Annotated in this window: 19 protein-coding genes; 10 read left to right on the forward strand and 9 right to left on the reverse strand. The window is 60.6% G+C overall.

What is annotated here, in order from left to right; genetic code table 11:
* The first annotated feature begins 15 nt into the window (after window positions 1-15).
* Window positions 16-1,542, forward strand: coding sequence for a SulP family inorganic anion transporter (locus WHX55_RS00245; RefSeq protein WP_353741793.1), 1,527 nt, complete (start codon window positions 16-18; stop codon window positions 1,540-1,542).
* Between the two features lie 119 nt (window positions 1,543-1,661).
* On the opposite strand, the gene WHX55_RS00250 is transcribed toward WHX55_RS00245, so the two are convergent.
* Window positions 1,662-2,312: a hypothetical protein gene (locus WHX55_RS00250; protein WP_150753741.1), complete on the reverse strand. Its 651-nt coding sequence runs from the start codon at window positions 2,310-2,312 to the stop codon at window positions 1,662-1,664.
* Window positions 2,313-2,681: 369 nt separating this feature from the next.
* Here WHX55_RS00250 and coxB point away from each other — a divergent pair, with 369 nt between their 5' ends.
* The 4 genes from coxB to WHX55_RS00270 all read left to right on the forward strand — a co-directional run bounded on the left by coxB (window position 2,682) and on the right by WHX55_RS00270 (window position 7,090).
* Entirely contained in the window at window positions 2,682-3,809 is a 1,128-nt protein-coding gene (coxB, locus tag WHX55_RS00255; RefSeq protein WP_150753740.1) for a cytochrome c oxidase subunit II, read from the forward strand.
* An 82-nt stretch (window positions 3,810-3,891) separates the two neighbouring features.
* Window positions 3,892-5,484: a cytochrome c oxidase subunit I gene (gene ctaD, locus WHX55_RS00260; RefSeq protein ID WP_150753739.1), complete on the forward strand. Its 1,593-nt coding sequence runs from the start codon at window positions 3,892-3,894 to the stop codon at window positions 5,482-5,484.
* A 141-nt stretch (window positions 5,485-5,625) separates the two neighbouring features.
* Complete coding sequence (locus WHX55_RS00265) at window positions 5,626-6,177, forward strand: cytochrome c oxidase assembly protein (protein ID WP_150753738.1); 552 nt, start codon at window positions 5,626-5,628, stop codon at window positions 6,175-6,177.
* A gap of 25 nt (window positions 6,178-6,202) precedes the next feature.
* Entirely contained in the window at window positions 6,203-7,090 is an 888-nt protein-coding gene (locus tag WHX55_RS00270) for a cytochrome c oxidase subunit 3 (protein ID WP_150728162.1), read from the forward strand.
* A gap of 66 nt (window positions 7,091-7,156) precedes the next feature.
* Here WHX55_RS00270 and WHX55_RS00275 read toward each other — a convergent pair whose 3' ends face one another.
* The gene (locus WHX55_RS00275; RefSeq protein ID WP_223455081.1) at window positions 7,157-7,360 is read right to left on the reverse strand and encodes a twin transmembrane helix small protein; all 204 of its coding nucleotides are present in this window, start codon (window positions 7,358-7,360) and stop codon (window positions 7,157-7,159) included.
* A 71-nt stretch (window positions 7,361-7,431) separates the two neighbouring features.
* On the opposite strand from WHX55_RS00275, the gene WHX55_RS00280 reads away from it, so the two are divergent.
* The 5 genes from WHX55_RS00280 to WHX55_RS00300 are packed head-to-tail and all read left to right on the forward strand — an operon-like array spanning window position 7,432 to window position 11,331.
* Window positions 7,432-8,172 (forward strand): SURF1 family protein, encoded by a 741-nt coding sequence (locus tag WHX55_RS00280; RefSeq protein WP_150753737.1) that lies wholly within the window; start codon window positions 7,432-7,434, stop codon window positions 8,170-8,172.
* Window positions 8,138-8,731 carry a hypothetical protein gene (locus WHX55_RS00285; protein WP_150753736.1) on the forward strand — a complete coding sequence of 198 codons (594 nt, stop codon included), beginning with the start codon at window positions 8,138-8,140 and terminating at the stop codon, window positions 8,729-8,731. Before WHX55_RS00280 ends, WHX55_RS00285 begins: the two co-directional genes overlap by 35 nt.
* Before the next feature lie 10 nt (window positions 8,732-8,741).
* Entirely contained in the window at window positions 8,742-9,812 is a 1,071-nt protein-coding gene (locus WHX55_RS00290) for a COX15/CtaA family protein (protein WP_150728165.1), read from the forward strand.
* On the forward strand, window positions 9,800-10,699 hold the full coding sequence (gene cyoE / locus WHX55_RS00295) for a heme o synthase (protein ID WP_095942983.1): 900 nt from the start codon (window positions 9,800-9,802) through the stop codon (window positions 10,697-10,699). The genes WHX55_RS00290 and cyoE overlap by 13 nt, the downstream gene beginning before the upstream one ends.
* On the forward strand, window positions 10,696-11,331 hold the full coding sequence (locus WHX55_RS00300) for an SCO family protein (RefSeq protein ID WP_150753735.1): 636 nt from the start codon (window positions 10,696-10,698) through the stop codon (window positions 11,329-11,331). The genes cyoE and WHX55_RS00300 overlap by 4 nt, the downstream gene beginning before the upstream one ends.
* A 177-nt stretch (window positions 11,332-11,508) precedes the next feature.
* Here WHX55_RS00300 and WHX55_RS00305 read toward each other — a convergent pair whose 3' ends face one another.
* From WHX55_RS00305 to zur, 7 genes are all read right to left on the reverse strand, one after another.
* On the reverse strand, window positions 11,509-12,282 hold the full coding sequence (locus WHX55_RS00305; RefSeq protein ID WP_353741794.1) for a MetQ/NlpA family ABC transporter substrate-binding protein: 774 nt from the start codon (window positions 12,280-12,282) through the stop codon (window positions 11,509-11,511).
* Window positions 12,283-12,348: 66 nt separating this feature from the next.
* Window positions 12,349-13,023: a methionine ABC transporter permease gene (locus tag WHX55_RS00310; protein ID WP_008002212.1), complete on the reverse strand. Its 675-nt coding sequence runs from the start codon at window positions 13,021-13,023 to the stop codon at window positions 12,349-12,351.
* The gene (locus WHX55_RS00315) at window positions 13,023-14,030 is read right to left on the reverse strand and encodes a methionine ABC transporter ATP-binding protein (protein ID WP_150728168.1); all 1,008 of its coding nucleotides are present in this window, start codon (window positions 14,028-14,030) and stop codon (window positions 13,023-13,025) included. The genes WHX55_RS00310 and WHX55_RS00315 overlap by 1 nt, the downstream gene beginning before the upstream one ends.
* A 324-nt stretch (window positions 14,031-14,354) precedes the next feature.
* The gene (locus WHX55_RS00320) at window positions 14,355-15,071 is read right to left on the reverse strand and encodes a PA5502 family lipoprotein (RefSeq protein ID WP_353741795.1); all 717 of its coding nucleotides are present in this window, start codon (window positions 15,069-15,071) and stop codon (window positions 14,355-14,357) included.
* Window positions 15,072-15,108: 37 nt separating this feature from the next.
* Window positions 15,109-15,897: a zinc ABC transporter permease subunit ZnuB gene (gene znuB, locus WHX55_RS00325; RefSeq protein WP_046042679.1), complete on the reverse strand. Its 789-nt coding sequence runs from the start codon at window positions 15,895-15,897 to the stop codon at window positions 15,109-15,111.
* Window positions 15,890-16,675 carry a zinc ABC transporter ATP-binding protein ZnuC gene (gene znuC, locus WHX55_RS00330; protein ID WP_007989407.1) on the reverse strand — a complete coding sequence of 262 codons (786 nt, stop codon included), beginning with the start codon at window positions 16,673-16,675 and terminating at the stop codon, window positions 15,890-15,892. Before znuC ends, znuB begins: the two co-directional genes overlap by 8 nt.
* Window positions 16,675-17,157: a zinc uptake transcriptional repressor Zur gene (gene zur / locus WHX55_RS00335; protein WP_008045818.1), complete on the reverse strand. Its 483-nt coding sequence runs from the start codon at window positions 17,155-17,157 to the stop codon at window positions 16,675-16,677. Before zur ends, znuC begins: the two co-directional genes overlap by 1 nt.
* Between the last annotated feature and the right edge of the window lie 27 nt (window positions 17,158-17,184).

Genomic DNA, 17,184 nt, shown 5'->3' on the forward strand with positions numbered 1-17,184 from the left:
TTCGGGAGACTCACCATGCGTGCTGCTCGACTCAAAGCTGTTTTGCCACGGGAGCTGCTGGCTTCGGTGGTTGTTTTTCTGGTCGCCCTGCCCCTGTGTATGGGCATCGCGATTGCCTCGGGGCTGCCGCCAGCCAAAGGTCTGATCACCGGTATTATCGGTGGTCTGGTGGTCGGCTGGTTGGCCGGCTCGCCGCTGCAAGTCAGCGGTCCGGCGGCGGGCCTGGCCGTTCTGGTATTCGAATTGGTCCGCCAGCACGGCATCGCCATGCTTGGGCCCATTCTGTTGCTGGCGGGTTTACTGCAACTGGTGGCTGGCCGTTTGAAGCTGGGCTGCTGGTTTCGGGTGACGGCACCCGCGGTGGTGTACGGCATGCTGGCCGGGATTGGCGTGCTGATCGTGCTGTCTCAGGTGCATGTAATGCTGGATGCCGTGCCCAAACCCTCGGGCCTGGATAACCTGGCGGCCTTCCCGGCGGCGATGGCTCAGGCGTTGCCCACGTTTGGCTGGCAAGCCGGGTTGCTCGGTTTGTCGACGATCGCCGTCATGTGGCTGTGGGAGAAATTCCGTCCGCAATCCCTGCGCTTCGTTCCTGGCGCGCTCCTCGGCGTCGGTCTGGCCACGCTTGCCAGCCTGGTGCTGGCGTTGCAGGTCAAACGGGTTGAGGTTCCGGCCAACCTGACGGAGGCCATCGACTGGCTGAAGCCAGCGGATCTGCTCAACCTGGCTGATCCGGCCTTGCTGATCGCGGCGTTTGCCGTGGCCTTCATCGCCAGCGCCGAAACCTTGCTCTCAGCCGCCGCGGTTGATCGCATGCACAGTGGTCAGCGCTCGGACTTCGACCGGGAATTGTCGGCGCAAGGTATCGGCAACATGCTGTGTGGCCTGCTAGGGGCTTTGCCTATGACCGGGGTTATCGTGCGCAGCTCGGCGAACGTTCAGGCTGGAGCAACCACGCGGTTTTCGACCATTTTCCACGGCCTGTGGTTGTTGGCGTTCGTGCTGTTGCTGTCCAGCGTGCTGCAAAGCATTCCGGTGGCGAGCCTGGCGGGCGTGCTGGTGTACACCGGTTTCAAGCTGGTGGATCTCAAGGTCTTCCGTGGTTTGGGCCGGTATGGTCGGGCGCCGATGTTCACCTATGCGGCAACTGCGCTCGCCATCGTTTTCACGGACCTGCTGACTGGCGTGTTGATTGGCTTCGGCCTGACGCTGGTGAAACTGGCGCTGAAAGCTTCGCGGTTGAAAATCAGCCTGATCGACCTGCCTCAGGAAGGGGAAATGGAATTGCGCCTGGCAGGCGCAGCGACCTTCCTCAAAGTGCCGGCGCTGACCCAGGTGCTGGGTAGTATTCCACCAGGCGCGACGGTGCATGTGCCGCTCAATAATCTGAGCTACATCGATCACTCGTGTCTGGAGTTGCTGGAGGAATGGGGGCGGGCGAATGCGGCCAAGGGTTCGAAGCTGATGATTGAATCGCGGGGGTTGAAGCGCAGACTTGAGGGGCGGGTGCGGACGAATACCGGTGTCGGCGCGGCCGGGTAGATAACAGTGTGGGAGCGGGCTTGCTCGCGAAAGCGGTGGATCAGCCAACACATATGTTGGATGTGAAACCGCATTCGCGAGCAAGCCCGCTCCCACAGGGGATTGTGTTTACCGATGGATCAAGCCGCCGGCTGATCCAGTTCCAGGCCTACGCCCAAGCGGCGGGACATGCACGGCCAGCGTTTCCACGCGGCGCCGGTGTCAGGGCTGTTGAGCTTCTCGCGGTAGGCTTCCACCGATTCCAGCGCGAAGCTTTCGTCGTTGAGCATCTCGTCGATGGCGTGATGCACCACTTCGTCCAGTTGGTTGGCGAACGACTCACCGATCAATTGGTGAGCAATCAGGTTGGCGACAGTCATGTCCAAGGGGATCAGTGGCTGGCCGAAATGCTTGATGTACAGGTCATTGACCTCTTCGACAAACCGGTGCGCCAGATAGGCTTCATCCAGCAGGCTGTCGAGCCCGACATGGCCGGCCATGATGGCTGGCGGCTGGAGGAAGTACTGCTCGGCGATTGCCAGCACCGGTTTGATCTGTGACTCAATGCCCGCTTCCCTGGCGACTTCATTGGCTGCATCCAGCAGATCGGGCACTTCTTCGATGTAGGCGGCGACAAATCGCGTCAGTACGCCGTTGGTATCGGTCTCCGGCAATTGGATCGCCGGGTGCAGATGAGGCAGTTTACTTTCCAGCTGACGCGTCAGCAGGCCGGTCTCGGCTTCGTGTTGTTGGGCTTTTTGGATCTGCTCGCGCAATGCGGCGGTGTTCATGAAAACTCCAGGAAACAAGGCAATGAAATAGGGAAGACATAACTTAGCTGGCTTACGAAAAATGCTAAGACGCATTTGTCATAATTATTTCATCCTTGAGACGGCCCCGTTATATCGATTAGCCACCACTCGTCTGCATCCTTCTCCATTCGTACCCTGCAAAGCAAGTTAATGCTGTTTCAGATGATTTACGCCTTCGCATTGCGAGGTCAGAGGTGCTGTCTATACTCGGGGTGGAATGGAGTTAGCTGATGACGCCCGACTGCATATGCAGCAAGGCCCGGTGCTCAAGTTCGTAGTCTGATGCAGCCGCTCCCTTGCCGCAGGTGAAAGCCGGCGGGATAACAAGAACGATAAGGGGAACCCGCAATGATGCGACATCCACATGTCTGGATGGGCCTCCTGTTGTGGTCGATTTTCAGTCAGGCGCAAGCGGCCTGGACTGTGAATATGGCGCCTGGAGCGACTGAAATCAGTCACGAAGTATTCGACCTGCACATGATCATTTTCTGGATCTGTGTGGTGATCGGCATCATCGTTTTTGGTGCCATGTTCTGGTCGATGATTCTCCACCGCCGCTCGACCGGGCAGGTGGCCGCCAAATTTCATGAAAGCACCACCGTCGAAATCCTCTGGACCATCGTGCCCTTCCTGATCCTGGTAGCCATGGCTATTCCCGCTACCGCGACCCTGATCAAGATGTACGACGCCAGCGAGCCGGAAATCGATATCCAGATCACCGGCTACCAGTGGAAGTGGCACTACAAATACCTGGGCCAGGACGTCGAGTTCTTCAGCAACCTGACCACCCCCCAGGATCAGATCCACAACAAGGAAGCCAAGGGCGAGCATTACCTGCTCGAAGTCGACAAGCCATTGGTGCTGCCGGTCGGTGCCAAAGTGCGCTTCCTGGTGACCTCCGCCGACGTGATCCACTCCTGGTGGGTGCCGGCTTTCGCGGTCAAGCGCGATGCGATTCCCGGGTTCGTCAATGAAGCCTGGACCCGTATCGACAAACCCGGCATCTACCGTGGCCAGTGCGCCGAGTTGTGCGGCAAGGATCACGGCTTCATGCCGACCGTGGTCGAGGTCAAGGAAAAGGCCGATTACGAAAAATGGCTGGCCGATCGCAAGACCGAGGCCGCGCAGCTCAAAGAGCTGACCAGCAAGGAATGGACGCTCGACGAGCTCAAAGAGCGCGGCGACAAGGTCTATCACACCACCTGCGTGGCCTGTCACCAGGCCGAAGGCCAGGGTCTGCCACCGATGTTCCCGGCACTCAAGGGCTCGAAAATCGCCACCGGACCGAAAGACGCTCACCTGAGCATTGTCTTCCACGGCAAGCCTGGCACTTCCATGGCCGCATTCGGCAAGCAACTCTCGGAAGTCGATATCGCGGCGGTCGTGACCTATGAACGTAACGCCTGGGGCAACAACAAGGGCGACATGGTCACGCCTAAAGAAGTGCTGGAGCTGAAACAGGCGGAAAGCAAATGACCCGGTCTATTGCGCACTTAAGGAACCGGTCGGGGCTACGTCCCCCGGCCTGCCCAGCCCATCTGTTTGCAGGAGACAGAACATGACTGCTGTAATCGATGAACATGTTCATACCACCACCGACCACGCCCACGGCCCCGCCAAAGGCCTGATGCGCTGGGTGCTGACCACCAACCACAAGGACATCGGTACGCTGTACCTGTGGTTTGCGTTCTCCATGTTCCTGCTTGGCGGTTCGTTCGCGATGGTGATTCGCGCCGAGCTGTTCCAGCCGGGGCTACAGATCGTCCAGCCGGAATTCTTCAACCAGATGACCACCATGCACGGCCTGGTGATGGTCTTCGGTGCGGTGATGCCGGCCTTCGTCGGCCTCGCCAACTGGATGATCCCGCTGATGATCGGCGCGCCGGACATGGCCCTGCCGCGCATGAACAACTTCAGCTTCTGGCTGTTGCCGGCGGCGTTCCTGATGCTGGTGTCGACCCTGTTCACTCCGAGTGGCGGGCCGAACTTCGGCTGGACGTTCTATGCGCCGCTGTCGACCACCTACGCGCCGGAAAGCGTGACCTTCTTCATCTTCGCCATCCACTTGATGGGGATCAGTTCGATCATGGGGGCGATCAACGTGATCGCCACCATCCTCAACCTGCGCGCCCCCGGCATGACGCTGATGAAAATGCCACTGTTCGTCTGGACCTGGCTGATCACCGCGTTCCTGTTGATCGCGGTGATGCCGGTACTGGCGGGTTGCGTGACCATGATGCTGATGGACATCCACTTCGGCACCAGTTTCTTCAGTGCCGCCGGTGGCGGAGACCCGGTGCTGTTCCAGCATGTGTTCTGGTTCTTCGGTCACCCCGAGGTGTACATCATGATCCTGCCGGCCTTCGGTGCCGTCAGTTCGATCATTCCGGCCTTTTCGCGCAAGCCACTGTTCGGCTACACCTCGATGGTCTACGCCACGGCGAGTATCGCGTTCCTGTCGTTCATCGTCTGGGCGCACCACATGTTCGTGGTCGGCATTCCGCTGGTGGGCGAGTTGTTCTTCATGTACGCCACTCTGCTGATCGCGGTGCCTACCGGCGTGAAGGTGTTCAACTGGGCCAGCACCATGTGGCAAGGCTCGCTGACCTTCGAGACGCCGATGCTGTTTGCCGTGGCGTTCGTGATCCTGTTCACCATCGGCGGTTTCTCCGGGTTGATGCTGGCCATCGCCCCGGCGGACTTCCAGTACCAGGACACCTACTTCGTGGTCGCGCACTTCCACTATGTGCTGGTGCCGGGGGCGATCTTCGGGATCTTCGCCTCGGCCTACTACTGGCTGCCGAAATGGACCGGCCACATGTACGACGAAACCCTGGGCAAGCTGCATTTCTGGCTGTCGTTCATCGGCATGAACCTGGCCTTCTTCCCGATGCACTTCGTGGGGCTGGCGGGCATGCCGCGACGGATTCCGGACTACAACCTGCAATTCGCCGACTTCAACATGGTGTCGTCGATCGGCGCATTCATGTTCGGCGCCACACAGATCTTCTTCCTGTTCATCGTGATCAAGACCATTCGCGGCGGCCCGCCGGCACCGGCCAAGCCGTGGGATGGGGCTGAAGGCCTGGAGTGGAGCATTCCGTCGCCGGCGCCGTATCACACCTTCACCACGCCGCCGGAAGTGAAATGAACGCCTGCCCTTCTGTGGGAGCGACGGTGCGGCGATCCGACCTGCTCGCGAAGAACGATAACGCGGTGTGCCTGCTAAACCGCGGTGTCTGCTTCGCGAGCAGGCTCGCTCCCACAGGGTTCTCGGTCGAGGTTCAAAACCATGGCTGACTCGATTTCGTTGAAGAAACTGGTCACGCGCCTGCTGACCGTGGTGGTGGCAATGTTTGTCTTCGGCTTTGCACTGGTGCCGATCTACGACGTGATGTGCAGGGCCTTCGGCATTAATGGCAAGACCGGCGGGCAGTACGAGGGTGAGCAAACGGTCGACACCTCGCGGCAGGTGCGCGTGCAGTTTCTGTCGACCAACACCGCCGACATGCCGTGGGACTTTTACCCCAAGCATGACGAGTTGACCGCGAACCCGGGGGCGGTGAACGAGATGATCTTCATCGCCCACAACCCCACCGATAAACCGATGAGCGCCCAAGCCGTGCCGAGCATCGCGCCCAGCAACGCGGCGGCGTACTTCCACAAGACCGAATGTTTCTGCTTTACCCAGCAAGTGCTGCAGCCCGGTCAACGGATCGAGATGCCGGTGCGTTTCATCGTTGACCGCGACATGCCCAAGGATGTGAAGCACCTGACGCTGTCTTACACGCTGTTCGATATCACCGCCCGACATCCACCGGTAGCTGTAAACACTGGCGGCTGAGCGTGCCCGATAAGGAGAACAATAAATGGCAACTCATGAACATTATTACGTCCCGGCCCAGAGCAAATGGCCGATCATCGCCACGGTCGGCATGTTCGTCACGGTGTTTGGCCTGGCCACCTGGTTCAATGATCTGAAGGCCGCACGCCCCGAATCCCACGGGCCGCTGATCTTTTTCGTCGGTGGCCTGTTGCTGGCCTACATGCTGTTCGGCTGGTTCGGCACGGTGATCAAGGAAAGTCGCGGCGGCTTGTACAGCGCACAGATGGATCGCTCGTTCCGCTGGGGTATGAGCTGGTTCATTTTCTCGGAAGTGATGTTCTTCATCGCCTTTTTTGGCGCGCTGTTTTATGTCCGCCATATCTCCGGGCCGGCGCTCGGTGGTGAAGGCGCCAAAGGCATGGCGCACATGCTGTGGCCGAACTTCCAGTTCACCTGGCCGCTGCTGAGCAACCCCGACTCGAAACTGTTTCCGCCGCCCAAGGAAGTCATCAGCCCCTGGGGTCTGCCATTGCTCAATACCGTGTTGCTGGTGAGTTCCAGCGTGACCGTGACCATCGCCCACCACGCTTTGAAAAAGGGCCATCGCGGCGCACTGAAACTCTGGCTGGCGCTCACCGTAGTGTTGGGCTGTGCGTTCCTCACCTTCCAGGCCGAAGAGTACATGCACGCCTACCGCGAGCTGGGTCTGACCCTGGGTTCGGGCATCTACGGCGCGACATTCTTCATGCTCACCGGGTTCCACGGCGCCCATGTGACCATCGGCACCATCATCCTGTTCGTGATGCTGATGCGGATCATGCGCGGGCACTTCGACAGCGAGCACCAGTTCGGCTTCGAAGCAGCGAGCTGGTACTGGCACTTCGTGGATGTGGTGTGGATCGGGCTGTTCGTTTTCGTCTATGTGCTGTAGGAGCGAGCTTGCTCGCGAAGGTTTATCAGTCGAAATCAGGGTAACTGACACGCCTTGGCGAGCAAGCTACCAAGGGACATGGGACACCAACTGGCCGCTGAAAAACCCCCAGGCGATCAGGCCGAGGGTAAGGGCGGCCAGCGTCACTCGCACACTCAAGGCAATGACGAGGCGGTTTGAGCGGCTGTCGTCCTTGACCAGAAAAAACAGGCCGCTGAACAGGCTGACAACCGTGGCAATCAGCATCAGGACGATGGCTGCTTTGAGCATGGTGAGACTCCGGGGGGACAAGCGATGCACTTGAGTATAGCTATCGCGATGACCGACTTTCTGGCGATGCCATGAAGCGCTTTCGGCCGGGTATCGTGCCAACGCTGGTGGTGGCGCTGTTGCTGCCGCTACTGGTGTCCCTGGGGTTCTGGCAATTGAGCCGGGGCGCGGAGAAAGGCGCGCTGCTGCAAACCTACGCCGAACGCCGGGCCGCCGAGCCGATGGCCAGTACCGAACTGCAACACACCACCGATCCGGCTTTCCGTCGGGTTCACCTGTACGGCCAGTTCGATGCTGAACACAGCCTGCTGCTGGATAACAGTCAACGCAACGGCAAGGTCGGCGTTGAGCTGTTGCAACCCTTTCACGATCAGGCCTCCGGGCTTTGGCTGCTGGTCAATCGCGGCTGGTTGCCTTGGCCGGAGCGCCGCACACCACCGCAATTCAAGACGCCTGCCGAAGCAGTCAGCCTCGACGCGTGGGTCTACGTCTCCCCCGGCGCGACGTTCCAATTGCACGCAGATCCCACAACATTGACATGGCCGAAGCTGATTACGGCCGTTGAGCCAGACAAGCTCTGGACAGCACTGAATCGCGAAGGCTTTGCCTACGAACTGCGCGCCGAAACCGGCCCCGCCATCTATCAGGCCGACTGGCCAGTAGTCGCCATGGGCCCGGAAAAACACATCGCTTATGCCGTGCAGTGGTTCGCCATGGCGATCGCCCTGTTCGGTCTTTATCTCTATCTCGGCTGGCACAACGCAAAGGAGAAACACCATGGGAGCGGCCATGAATCCACCCAGCATGTCTGAGGCGAAACCTTCGGTGAACCGGCGCAAGGGCCGTATGCAATTGCTGCTGATCCTGCTCGGGGTGATCGGTCCGATGATCCTCGCCACCGGCATGTACAAGCTGAACTTCTGGGTGCCCGAGGGCCGCAGTTATCACGGCGAACTGATCGGCAACGGTCAGACCCGCGCGGACATCGGCGTGCAGGCCCAGGAAGCTCGCTGGCAGATACTGGTAACGGCGCCCAAGGATTGCGCGGTGGACTGCCAGCAACTGGTGTATCTGGCGCGGCAAGTCCAGATCGGCCTCGGCCGTGATGCGTCCCGCGCCAGCCATGCATTGGCCGCCGCGCAGACGCTGAACAGCGATTACGAGACTAAACTTCAACGCGAGTACCCGCAGTTGCAACGCTATTCACTGGATTTGCCTGCCTACACTAAAGGCGCTCAGAGCGATGACGCGCCGCACCTGTGGATCATCGACCCCCACGGCAATCTGGTGCTGCGCTACGACCCCTCGGTGAAGGGCAAGGACCTGCTCAACGATCTGCGCCACCTGCTGAAACTGTCGAACATCGGATAAGGGCATCGTCATGGCCAAGCCTGGATTTCGCCTCGCGCTGTTTGCCACCTTGCTGGCACTGATTGTGGTGTTGCTCGGCGCTTACACCCGCCTGACCCACGCCGGCCTCGGCTGTCCGGACTGGCCCGGCTGCTACGGTTTCATCAGCGTGCCGAAAAGCGAAGCCCAGCTGGCCCACGCCGAATTGCATTTCCCGGACGCTCCGGTCGAGGCCCACAAGGGCTGGAACGAGATGGTCCACCGCTACTTCGCCGGCACGCTGGGGCTGTTGATCGCGGTGTTGGCCGGTCGTGCGTGGATGCATCGCCGCCATCCCGGGCAACCGGTGAAGCTGCCGTTGTTTCTGTTGGCGGTGGTTGTTGGCCAGGCCGCGTTTGGCATGTGGACGGTAACGCTCAAGCTCTGGCCGCAGGTGGTCACCGGGCATTTGCTGGGCGGCTTCGCGACCTTGAGCCTGTTGTTTCTGCTGACCTTGCGCCTGTCCGGCGTACTGCCGGCGCTGACCGTGCCACGACGTTTGCAGCACTGGGCGACGGCGGGGCTGTTGCTGGTGATCGGGCAAATCGCCCTCGGCGGCTGGGTCAGTTCCAATTACGCCGCCGTGGCCTGCATCGACTTCCCGACCTGTCACGGCCAGTGGTTGCCACCGGCCGACTTCGCCAACGGCTTTCACCTGACCCAACACATCGGCCCGAACTATCTTGGCGGACAACTGGATAGCGACGCCCGTACGGCGATTCACCTGACCCATCGCATCGGCGCGTTGCTGGTCACCCTGGTATTGCTCGGTCTGGCCTGGCAACTGAAAGCGGTCGGCATGACGCGCCTGGCAGGCCTGGTGCTGATCACCCTTGGCGCACAAATCACCTTGGGCATCAGCAACGTGCTGTTCCATCTGCCGCTGCCGGTGGCCGTCGCACATAACGCGGGCGGCGCGGCGCTGTTGCTGACCATGGTGCTGGTCAATTACCACGCCCGAACCAGTCTGGTCCGGGTCAAGCAAGCGCGCTGGCACTTCAGCCCGCGTAAACACTCAGCCGGGCCCATAACAATAAAAGGAGAGATGCCATGGCGATTCTGATCGGCGAACGTCCCAGTCAGGCGATCTGGCGTGACTACTTGGAACTGACCAAACCCAAAGTCGTGGTGCTGATGCTCATCACTTCGCTGGTGGGGATGTTTCTTGCGACCCGTGCCGGAGTGCCGTGGACGGTGCTGATTTTCGGCAACCTGGGCATCGCCCTGTGTGCCGGTGGCGCGGCGGCGGTCAATCATGTGGTGGACCGGCGCATCGACGCGGTGATGGCGCGCACCCGCAAACGGCCGCTCGCCGAAGGCCGGGTTTCGCCGACCGCAGCGCTGACGTTCGCGCTGGTGTTGGCGGTTCTCGGACAAGCCATGTTGCTGGCGTTCACCAACCCGCTGACAGCGTGGCTGACCCTCGCCTCGTTGCTTGGCTACGCGGTGGTCTACACCGGATTCCTCAAGCGCGCGACCCCGCAGAACATCGTCATCGGTGGTCTGGCCGGTGCCGCGCCGCCGTTGCTCGGCTGGACCGCCGCCACCGGCCACGTCAGCGCCGAACCGCTGCTGCTGGTGTTGATCATCTTCGCCTGGACCCCGCCGCACTTCTGGGCGCTGGCGATCCACCGCAAGGAGGAATACGCCAAGGCCGATATCCCGATGCTGCCGGTCACCCATGGTGAGCACTACACCAAGATTCACATCCTGCTTTATACCTTCGCATTGCTTGCCGTCAGCCTGATGCCTTATGTGATCCACATGAGCGGCACGCTCTACCTGGTCTGCGCGCTCGGGCTGGGCGCGCGGTTTCTGCAATGGGCCGTGGTGCTGTACCGTGGCACTCGGCCGCACGCGGCGATCAACACGTTCAAGTACTCTATTTACTACTTGTTCCTGCTGTTTATCGCCCTGCTCGTAGACCACTACTTACTGTTGAACCTATGACTCGAACCCAGAAAACCGTCTTCATACTCGTCGCCCTGGTCGCACTGATCCTGGGCCTGACCGTCAACAAGGTGCTGTCCGGGAAAAACCAGGGCGATCCGACGGCGCTGATCGACGCCGGCATCATCTTGCTGCCGCAGAGCCGTAATCTGCCGGACGTGATGATGACCAATCAGGACGGCCAGCCGGTCGCGATCAATGAATTGAAAGGCAAGTGGAGCCTGCTGTTCTTCGGCTACACCTTCTGCCCGGACATCTGCCCGACCACCCTCGCCCAGTTGCGGCAGATCAAGAGCGAGTTGCCGCCCGAGGCTGTGGATAAATTGCAGATCGTGCTGGTCAGCGTCGATCCGAACCGCGATACACCCAAGCAACTGAAGCAGTACCTGGGTTACTTCGACCCGCAGTTCATCGGCCTGACCCCGGCGTCGACCGATGAATTGCAAACGATCGCCAACGCGGTGAGCATTCCGTTCATTCCGGCGGACACCAGCAAGCCGAACTACACCGTTGACCACAGCGGCAACCTCGCCGTGATCGGGCCGGACGGCACCCAGCGCGGGTTTATTCGGGCGCCGTTGAACAATGCGAAGCTGGTGGCGCAGTTGCCGGTGATGCTCAAGCGTCAGTAACTACACCACTAAACCCTGTGGGAGCGAGCCTGCTCGCGATGACGGACTGACATTCAATATCTATGTCGGATGTGACGGCCCCATCGCGAGCAGGCTCGCTCCCACAGGGGGCCTGTATTTCAAGGCACAAAAAAGGGGCGCATTCGATGCGCCCCTTTTTTTGCTGCTTTCAGCCAATCAGAACGCCGGCACCACCGCGCCTTTGTACTTCTCGAGAATGAAGGCCTTCACTTCCGGGCTGTGCAGGGCAGCGACCAGTTTCTTCATCGCGTCGCTGTCCTTGTCGTCCGGGCGAGCCACCAGGATGTTTACGTAAGGCGAGTCGCTGCCTTCGATGAACAGCGCGTCCTTGGACGGATCGAGCTTGGCTTCCAGCGCGTAGTTGGTGTTGATCAGCGCCAGGTCGACCTGGGTCAGCACGCGCGGGATGGTCGCGGCTTCCAGTTCGCGGATTTTCAGGTCCTTGGTGTTCTCGGTGATGTCCTTCACGGTCGACAGGATGTTGTTCGAATCCTTCAACTTGATCAGACCCGCCTTGGCCATCAGCAACAGTGCACGGCCGCCATTGGTGGCATCGTTCGGGATGACCACGGTGGCACCGCCAGGCAGTTCGGCAATGGTCTTGTACTTGTTGGAGTAAGCGCCCAGGGGCTCCAGGTGCACGCCGGCCACGGAAACCAGGTGGGTGCCCTTGGCCTTGTTGAACTCATCCAGGTACGGCTGGTGCTGGAAGAAGTTGGCGTTCAGGCGCTTTTCCGCGACCTGCACGTTCGGCTGGATGTAGTCGGTGAATACCTTGACCTTCAGGTCCACGCCTTCTTTGGCCAGGGCCGGCTTCACGAATTCGAGGATCTCGGCGTGTGGCACCGGAGTGGCCGCGACGGTCAGGGTGTCGGCCGCGTGGGCCGAGAATGCGGCAACAGCAGCGAAGGCGACGAGTAGTTTTTTCATTCAGCTAACTCCTTGTGCGGCACCGTTTCCGGCGCCTGCCAGCGTATGGCCGGCTCATGTCTTGTCTTATTTACGGGAGAAATGCACAACCAGTTTGTCGCCGACGGTTTGCAGCACCTGGACCAATACCAGCAGCAATACCACCGTCACGACCATCACATCGGTCTGGAAACGCTGGTAACCGAAACGGATCGCCAGGTCACCCAGACCACCGGCGCCCACGACACCGGCCATCGCCGTGTAGGAAACCAGTGTAATGGCTGTCACCGTAATCGCCGCGAAGATGCCCGGACGCGCCTCCGGCAGCAAGGCATTGGTGATGATCTGTCGCGTGGTCGCACCCATGGCCTGGGTCGCTTCGATGATGCCGCGATCCACTTCACGCAGGGCGGTTTCCACCAGGCGCGCGAAGAATGGCGTGGCACCCACCACCAGCGGCGGGATCGCACCGGCGACACCCAGGGACGTGCCGGTGATCAACACGGTGAACGGAATCATCACGATCAACAGGATGATGAACGGCAGCGAACGCAGGATGTTCACCACCAGCGACAACATCGCGTAGACGCCTTTGGCTTCCAGCAACTGGCGCGGGCTGCACAGGAACAGCAGCACGCCCAGCGGCAAGCCGAGCAACACGGTGAACAACAGCGAACCGCCGAGCATCAGCAGGGTGTCGCCGGTGGCCAGCCAGATTTCGAACCAGTCGATATTGGCGAAGAAACTTGTCAGGGCTTCCATTAGCGCAGCACCTCCATGTGGACGTCGGCTGCGGTGAAGCGGGCAAAGGCCGCTTCCATGTCACCGCCAGTCACGGCCAGGGTCAGTTGCCCGTAAGGGATGTCTTTGATGCGGTCGATACGACCGGCCAGGATGCTGTAGTCCACACCGGTTTCCCGGGCGACGGTACCCAGCAGCGGCGCGTAGGTCGCTTCGCCCTGGAAGGTCAGACGCAGGATGCGCCCCGGTACGTGAGCGAAGTCGTCACGCTGTTCGCTTTCGTCGATCTGCTCGTCTTCCTGCACGAAGCGCTTGGTGGTCGGGTGCTTTGGATGCAGGAACACCTCGGCCACCGAGCCTTGCTCGACGATCACGCCAGCGTCCATCACGGCTACCTGGTCGCAGACCCGGCGGATCACGTCCATCTCGTGGGTGATCAAGACGATGGTCAGTTTCAGCTCGCGATTGATCTCGGCCAGCAATTGCAAGACCGATGCGGTGGTTTGCGGGTCCAGGGCGCTGGTGGCTTCATCGCACAGCAGGATTTTTGGCTTGGTCGCCAGGGCTCGGGCAATGCCGACACGCTGCTTTTGCCCACCGGACAATTGCGCCGGGTACTTTTTCGCATGGTCGGACAAACCGACCCGTGCCAGCAGCTCGGCCACGCGCGAATCGATCTCGCTGCGCGACAATTCGCCGGCCAGGGTCAGGGGCAGCGCGACGTTGTCAGCGACAGTCTTGGAGGCCAGCAGGTTGAAGTGCTGGAAAATCATCCCGACCTGTTGACGGAAGCGGCGCAGGCCGTTGGCGTCGAGTGCGGTGACTTCTTCACCGTCGACGGTGATCTTGCCGCCGCTGGCGTTTTCCAGGCGATTGATCAGACGCAGCAGGGTACTTTTTCCTGCGCCGGAATGACCGATCAAGCCGTAAACCTGCCCGTTCTCAATCGTTAGATTGGTCGGATGCAGGGCGGGGATTTCCTTACCGGCGACGCGGTAGGTTTTATGGACGTTTTGAAACTCGATCACGTAGCGAACCTTGTGGGGCGCGTTAGAAAAGGATCAGCGGTTAGCCGGGCGCGCATTTTAGCCTGTCCGTATAGAGGTTCTTAGCATTTATTTCGCATTTGTCCTGTCATTTGGCAATAACGCGATCAAAGGTCAGGAAAAAGGAACGGCTGAAGAAGCTGGCCCAACTTGGAAGGCAATTTCGATCTGAAATTGTTTTTGCCAGAAAGGACGCCATCGCGAGCAGGCTCGCTCCCACAAGGGATAAGCGTTGATCACAAAAGCTGTGATCAATCGTGAACCCTGTGGGAGCGAGCTTGCTCCGGGCGGCGTTCCGACGATGCTTTACGGTTTGCGCGGAGTCAGAACCATCTGCGCCGGAACACTGCGCAAAATCTGCCGCTCCAGCTTCAGATCAAACTCAGGATCGAGTTTCTTCACCCGTTTGGTCAACAAGTTAGCCAGCCAAGGGTAATCGTTGGTGCGTGGAGCCTGAATGCTCACGTCGCATTGAAAATTCACCACATCGGCGGCGATGGCATCCAGTTGGCGACGCAGTTTGCCCATATCGTTGATATTCAGCACGACCGTGGTGCTTTCAGCCGTCAGGTCGATAACCTTGGCTTTTGGCTTGGCTTCGGCAGCCTTGAGGGCGGCTTCGGCTTTTTCCAGCTCGGCCTTGCGCGCCTGGGCAATCGAGCCGTTGACTCCGCCGGTCAGTGCCGGAGCCTTGGGCATCAACGCGCGGGCACGGCTCAGGGCGGTCGCGGCGGCATCCACATCACCCTTTTGCAGCACGCTCTGGCTGCGGCGCAGATAGGCTTCGGCCAGCTGCCGCTGGTATTGCTCAAGGGACGCATCGTTGGGCGATGCGGCCTGCAAGGCTGCCAATTGGTCTTCGGCGATGGCCAGTTCATCGCTGGCGATGTTTTGTTCCAGCTGTACGATGGCCGTGGCCCGCGCATCGGCGGCCTCGGTGGCCGCCGGTGGCGTGCTTTGGCAGGCGCCCAGCAGCAAAGAAAATGCGACAAGGAGCAGATAACGGGAGGCGAACGACTTCATTCCTGCGACTCTCTATTTGCGCAAAAAACGAGCAAGTCTACACCCCTCGGCGGGGCAGAACAAAACTCAGCAGAAATAGCGCGGCGGCCGTCACCACAATCGACGGGCCGGCCGGGGTGTCCTTGAACCAGGACAGCGCCAGCCCGCCACACACGGCGAGTATGCCCAGCAGGCTCGCGCCCAGTGCCATCTGCTCCGGCGAGCGGGCGTGACGTTGTGCCGCAGCAGCCGGGATGATCAGCAACGAAGTGATCAGCAATACGCCGACGATTTTCATCGCCACGGCAATCACCACGGCGATCAACAGCATCAGGGCCAGGCGCAATCCCGCCACCGGCAGGCCTTCGACCCTGGCCAGTTCTTCGTGCACTGTGATTGCCAGCAATGGCCGCCACAACGCAACCAGCAAGAGCAGTACCGCAGCGCTACCGCCAAGGATCCAGGCCAGATCGGTCGGGCTGATCGCCAGCAGGTCGCCGAACAGATAAGCCATCAGGTCGATCCGCACTTCGTGCATGAAGCTTAGTACCACCAGGCCCAGAGAGAGCGTGCTGGGTGCGAGAATTCCCAAAAGCGTGTCGGATGCCAGCGGCTGGCGTTGTTGCAAAGTCACCAGCATCACCGCCAACAGCAAGCAGCCTACGGTCACGGCAACGGTCGGGCTGACATCCAGCAGGAAGCCCAGGGCCACGCCGAGCAATGCCGCGTGGGACAGGGTGTCGCCGAAATAGGCCATGCGCCGCCAGACCACGAAAGACCCCAGCGGGCCTGCGACGACGGCCAGGGCCAGGCCTGCAAGCAGGGCGTAGAGCAGAAAATCAGCCATGCTTGCAGCTATCTCCGTGAACATGGGGTTGGCCCGACGCGGGCGCCTTGACCACCGAGCCATGCAAGTCGTGGGCGTGGTCGTGGTGGTGGTGATAAATCGCCAGGCTTTGTGCGTTCTTTCCGAACAGCTCGACGAAAGCCGGATCGCCGCTGACCTGCTCGGGATGGCCGGAACAGCAGACGTGACGATTGAGGCAAACCACCTGGTCCGTGGTGCTCATCACCAGATGCAAATCATGGGAAACCATCAGCACACCGCAACCGTGACGGTCACGCAGGCGGGTGATCAGGCTGTACAGCTCAGCTTGGCCGGCCACGTCGACACCCTGTACCGGTTCGTCGAGTACCAGCAGTTCCGGTTCGCGCAATAAGGCCCGGGCCAGTAACACGCGTTGCATTTCGCCACCGGAAACGCTTTGCACCGGGCTGTCGATCACCTGTTCGGCGCCGACTTCCTTGAGTGCCGCCAAGGCCATCGCACGGTCCACGCCCGGCACCAGGCGCAAGAAACGCAGGACCGACAGCGGGAGGGTCGGATCGACGTGAAGTTTTTGCGGCATGTAACCGACCCGCAGTTTCGGCTTGCGCCAGACGCTGCCGCTGTCCGGTTTCAACAGGCCGAGCACGGCACGCACCAGGGTGGTTTTACCAGCGCCGTTGGGGCCGATCAGGGTAACGATCTGCCCCGGCTCGACGCTCAGCTCGATGTTGTCCAGCACCGGTTGCCCGGCGAACGTGACGGCAACCTGCTCAAGACGGATCAGTGCGTTGCTCATCAAGCCCCCTGGCAACCCGAGCAGAGACCGACCACTTCAACGGTCTGGCCTTCGACGACAAACCCGACATCCCTGGCGCTGGCGATGATCGCGTCGCTGATGGATTTTTGCTCAAGTTCGATCGCAGCGTGGCACACACGGCAGATCAGGAACTGACCCTGGTGAGCATGTTCCGGGTGATTGCAGCCGATGAAGGCGTTGAGCGAGGAAATCCGGTGGACCAGGCCGTTTTCCAGCAGGAAATCCAGCGCGCGGTACACCGTCGGCGGCGCGGCGCGGCGACCGTCCTGCTCGCTGAGGACCGCGAGAATGTCGTAGGCACCCAGCGGCTTGTGGCTTTGCCACACCAGTTCCAGCACCCGCCGGCGCAACGCGGTCAGGCGCAGGCCTTGACGTGCGCACAGGGCATCGGCCTCGGACAAAGCGCTGTGAACGCAATGTGAGTGGTCGTGGGGACGGCTGGCGATCGGTGTTTTTAGCATGAGCGGCGACGACGTTTGTGAGAGACG

The sequence above is a fragment of the Pseudomonas fluorescens genome, assembly GCF_040448305.1.
In the GTDB taxonomy this organism is placed as follows: Bacteria; Pseudomonadota; Gammaproteobacteria; order Pseudomonadales; family Pseudomonadaceae; genus Aquipseudomonas; species Aquipseudomonas fluorescens_BH.

Coding starts and splice junctions, on each gene's coding strand:
- WHX55_RS00245 (WP_353741793.1), top strand. CDS start 16: ATGCGTGCTGCTCGACTCAAAGCTGTTTTGCCACGGGAGCTGCTGGCT.
- WHX55_RS00250 (WP_150753741.1), bottom strand. CDS start 2,312: ATGAACACCGCCGCATTGCGCGAGCAGATCCAAAAAGCCCAACAACAC.
- coxB (WP_150753740.1), top strand. CDS start 2,682: ATGATGCGACATCCACATGTCTGGATGGGCCTCCTGTTGTGGTCGATT.
- ctaD (WP_150753739.1), top strand. CDS start 3,892: ATGACTGCTGTAATCGATGAACATGTTCATACCACCACCGACCACGCC.
- WHX55_RS00265 (WP_150753738.1), top strand. CDS start 5,626: ATGGCTGACTCGATTTCGTTGAAGAAACTGGTCACGCGCCTGCTGACC.
- WHX55_RS00270 (WP_150728162.1), top strand. CDS start 6,203: ATGGCAACTCATGAACATTATTACGTCCCGGCCCAGAGCAAATGGCCG.
- WHX55_RS00275 (WP_223455081.1), bottom strand. CDS start 7,360: ATGCTCAAAGCAGCCATCGTCCTGATGCTGATTGCCACGGTTGTCAGC.
- WHX55_RS00280 (WP_150753737.1), top strand. CDS start 7,432: ATGAAGCGCTTTCGGCCGGGTATCGTGCCAACGCTGGTGGTGGCGCTG.
- WHX55_RS00285 (WP_150753736.1), top strand. CDS start 8,138: ATGGGAGCGGCCATGAATCCACCCAGCATGTCTGAGGCGAAACCTTCG.
- WHX55_RS00290 (WP_150728165.1), top strand. CDS start 8,742: ATGGCCAAGCCTGGATTTCGCCTCGCGCTGTTTGCCACCTTGCTGGCA.
- cyoE (WP_095942983.1), top strand. CDS start 9,800: ATGGCGATTCTGATCGGCGAACGTCCCAGTCAGGCGATCTGGCGTGAC.
- WHX55_RS00300 (WP_150753735.1), top strand. CDS start 10,696: ATGACTCGAACCCAGAAAACCGTCTTCATACTCGTCGCCCTGGTCGCA.
- WHX55_RS00305 (WP_353741794.1), bottom strand. CDS start 12,282: ATGAAAAAACTACTCGTCGCCTTCGCTGCTGTTGCCGCATTCTCGGCC.
- WHX55_RS00310 (WP_008002212.1), bottom strand. CDS start 13,023: ATGGAAGCCCTGACAAGTTTCTTCGCCAATATCGACTGGTTCGAAATC.
- WHX55_RS00320 (WP_353741795.1), bottom strand. CDS start 15,071: ATGAAGTCGTTCGCCTCCCGTTATCTGCTCCTTGTCGCATTTTCTTTG.
- znuB (WP_046042679.1), bottom strand. CDS start 15,897: ATGGCTGATTTTCTGCTCTACGCCCTGCTTGCAGGCCTGGCCCTGGCC.
- znuC (WP_007989407.1), bottom strand. CDS start 16,675: ATGAGCAACGCACTGATCCGTCTTGAGCAGGTTGCCGTCACGTTCGCC.
- zur (WP_008045818.1), bottom strand. CDS start 17,157: ATGCTAAAAACACCGATCGCCAGCCGTCCCCACGACCACTCACATTGC.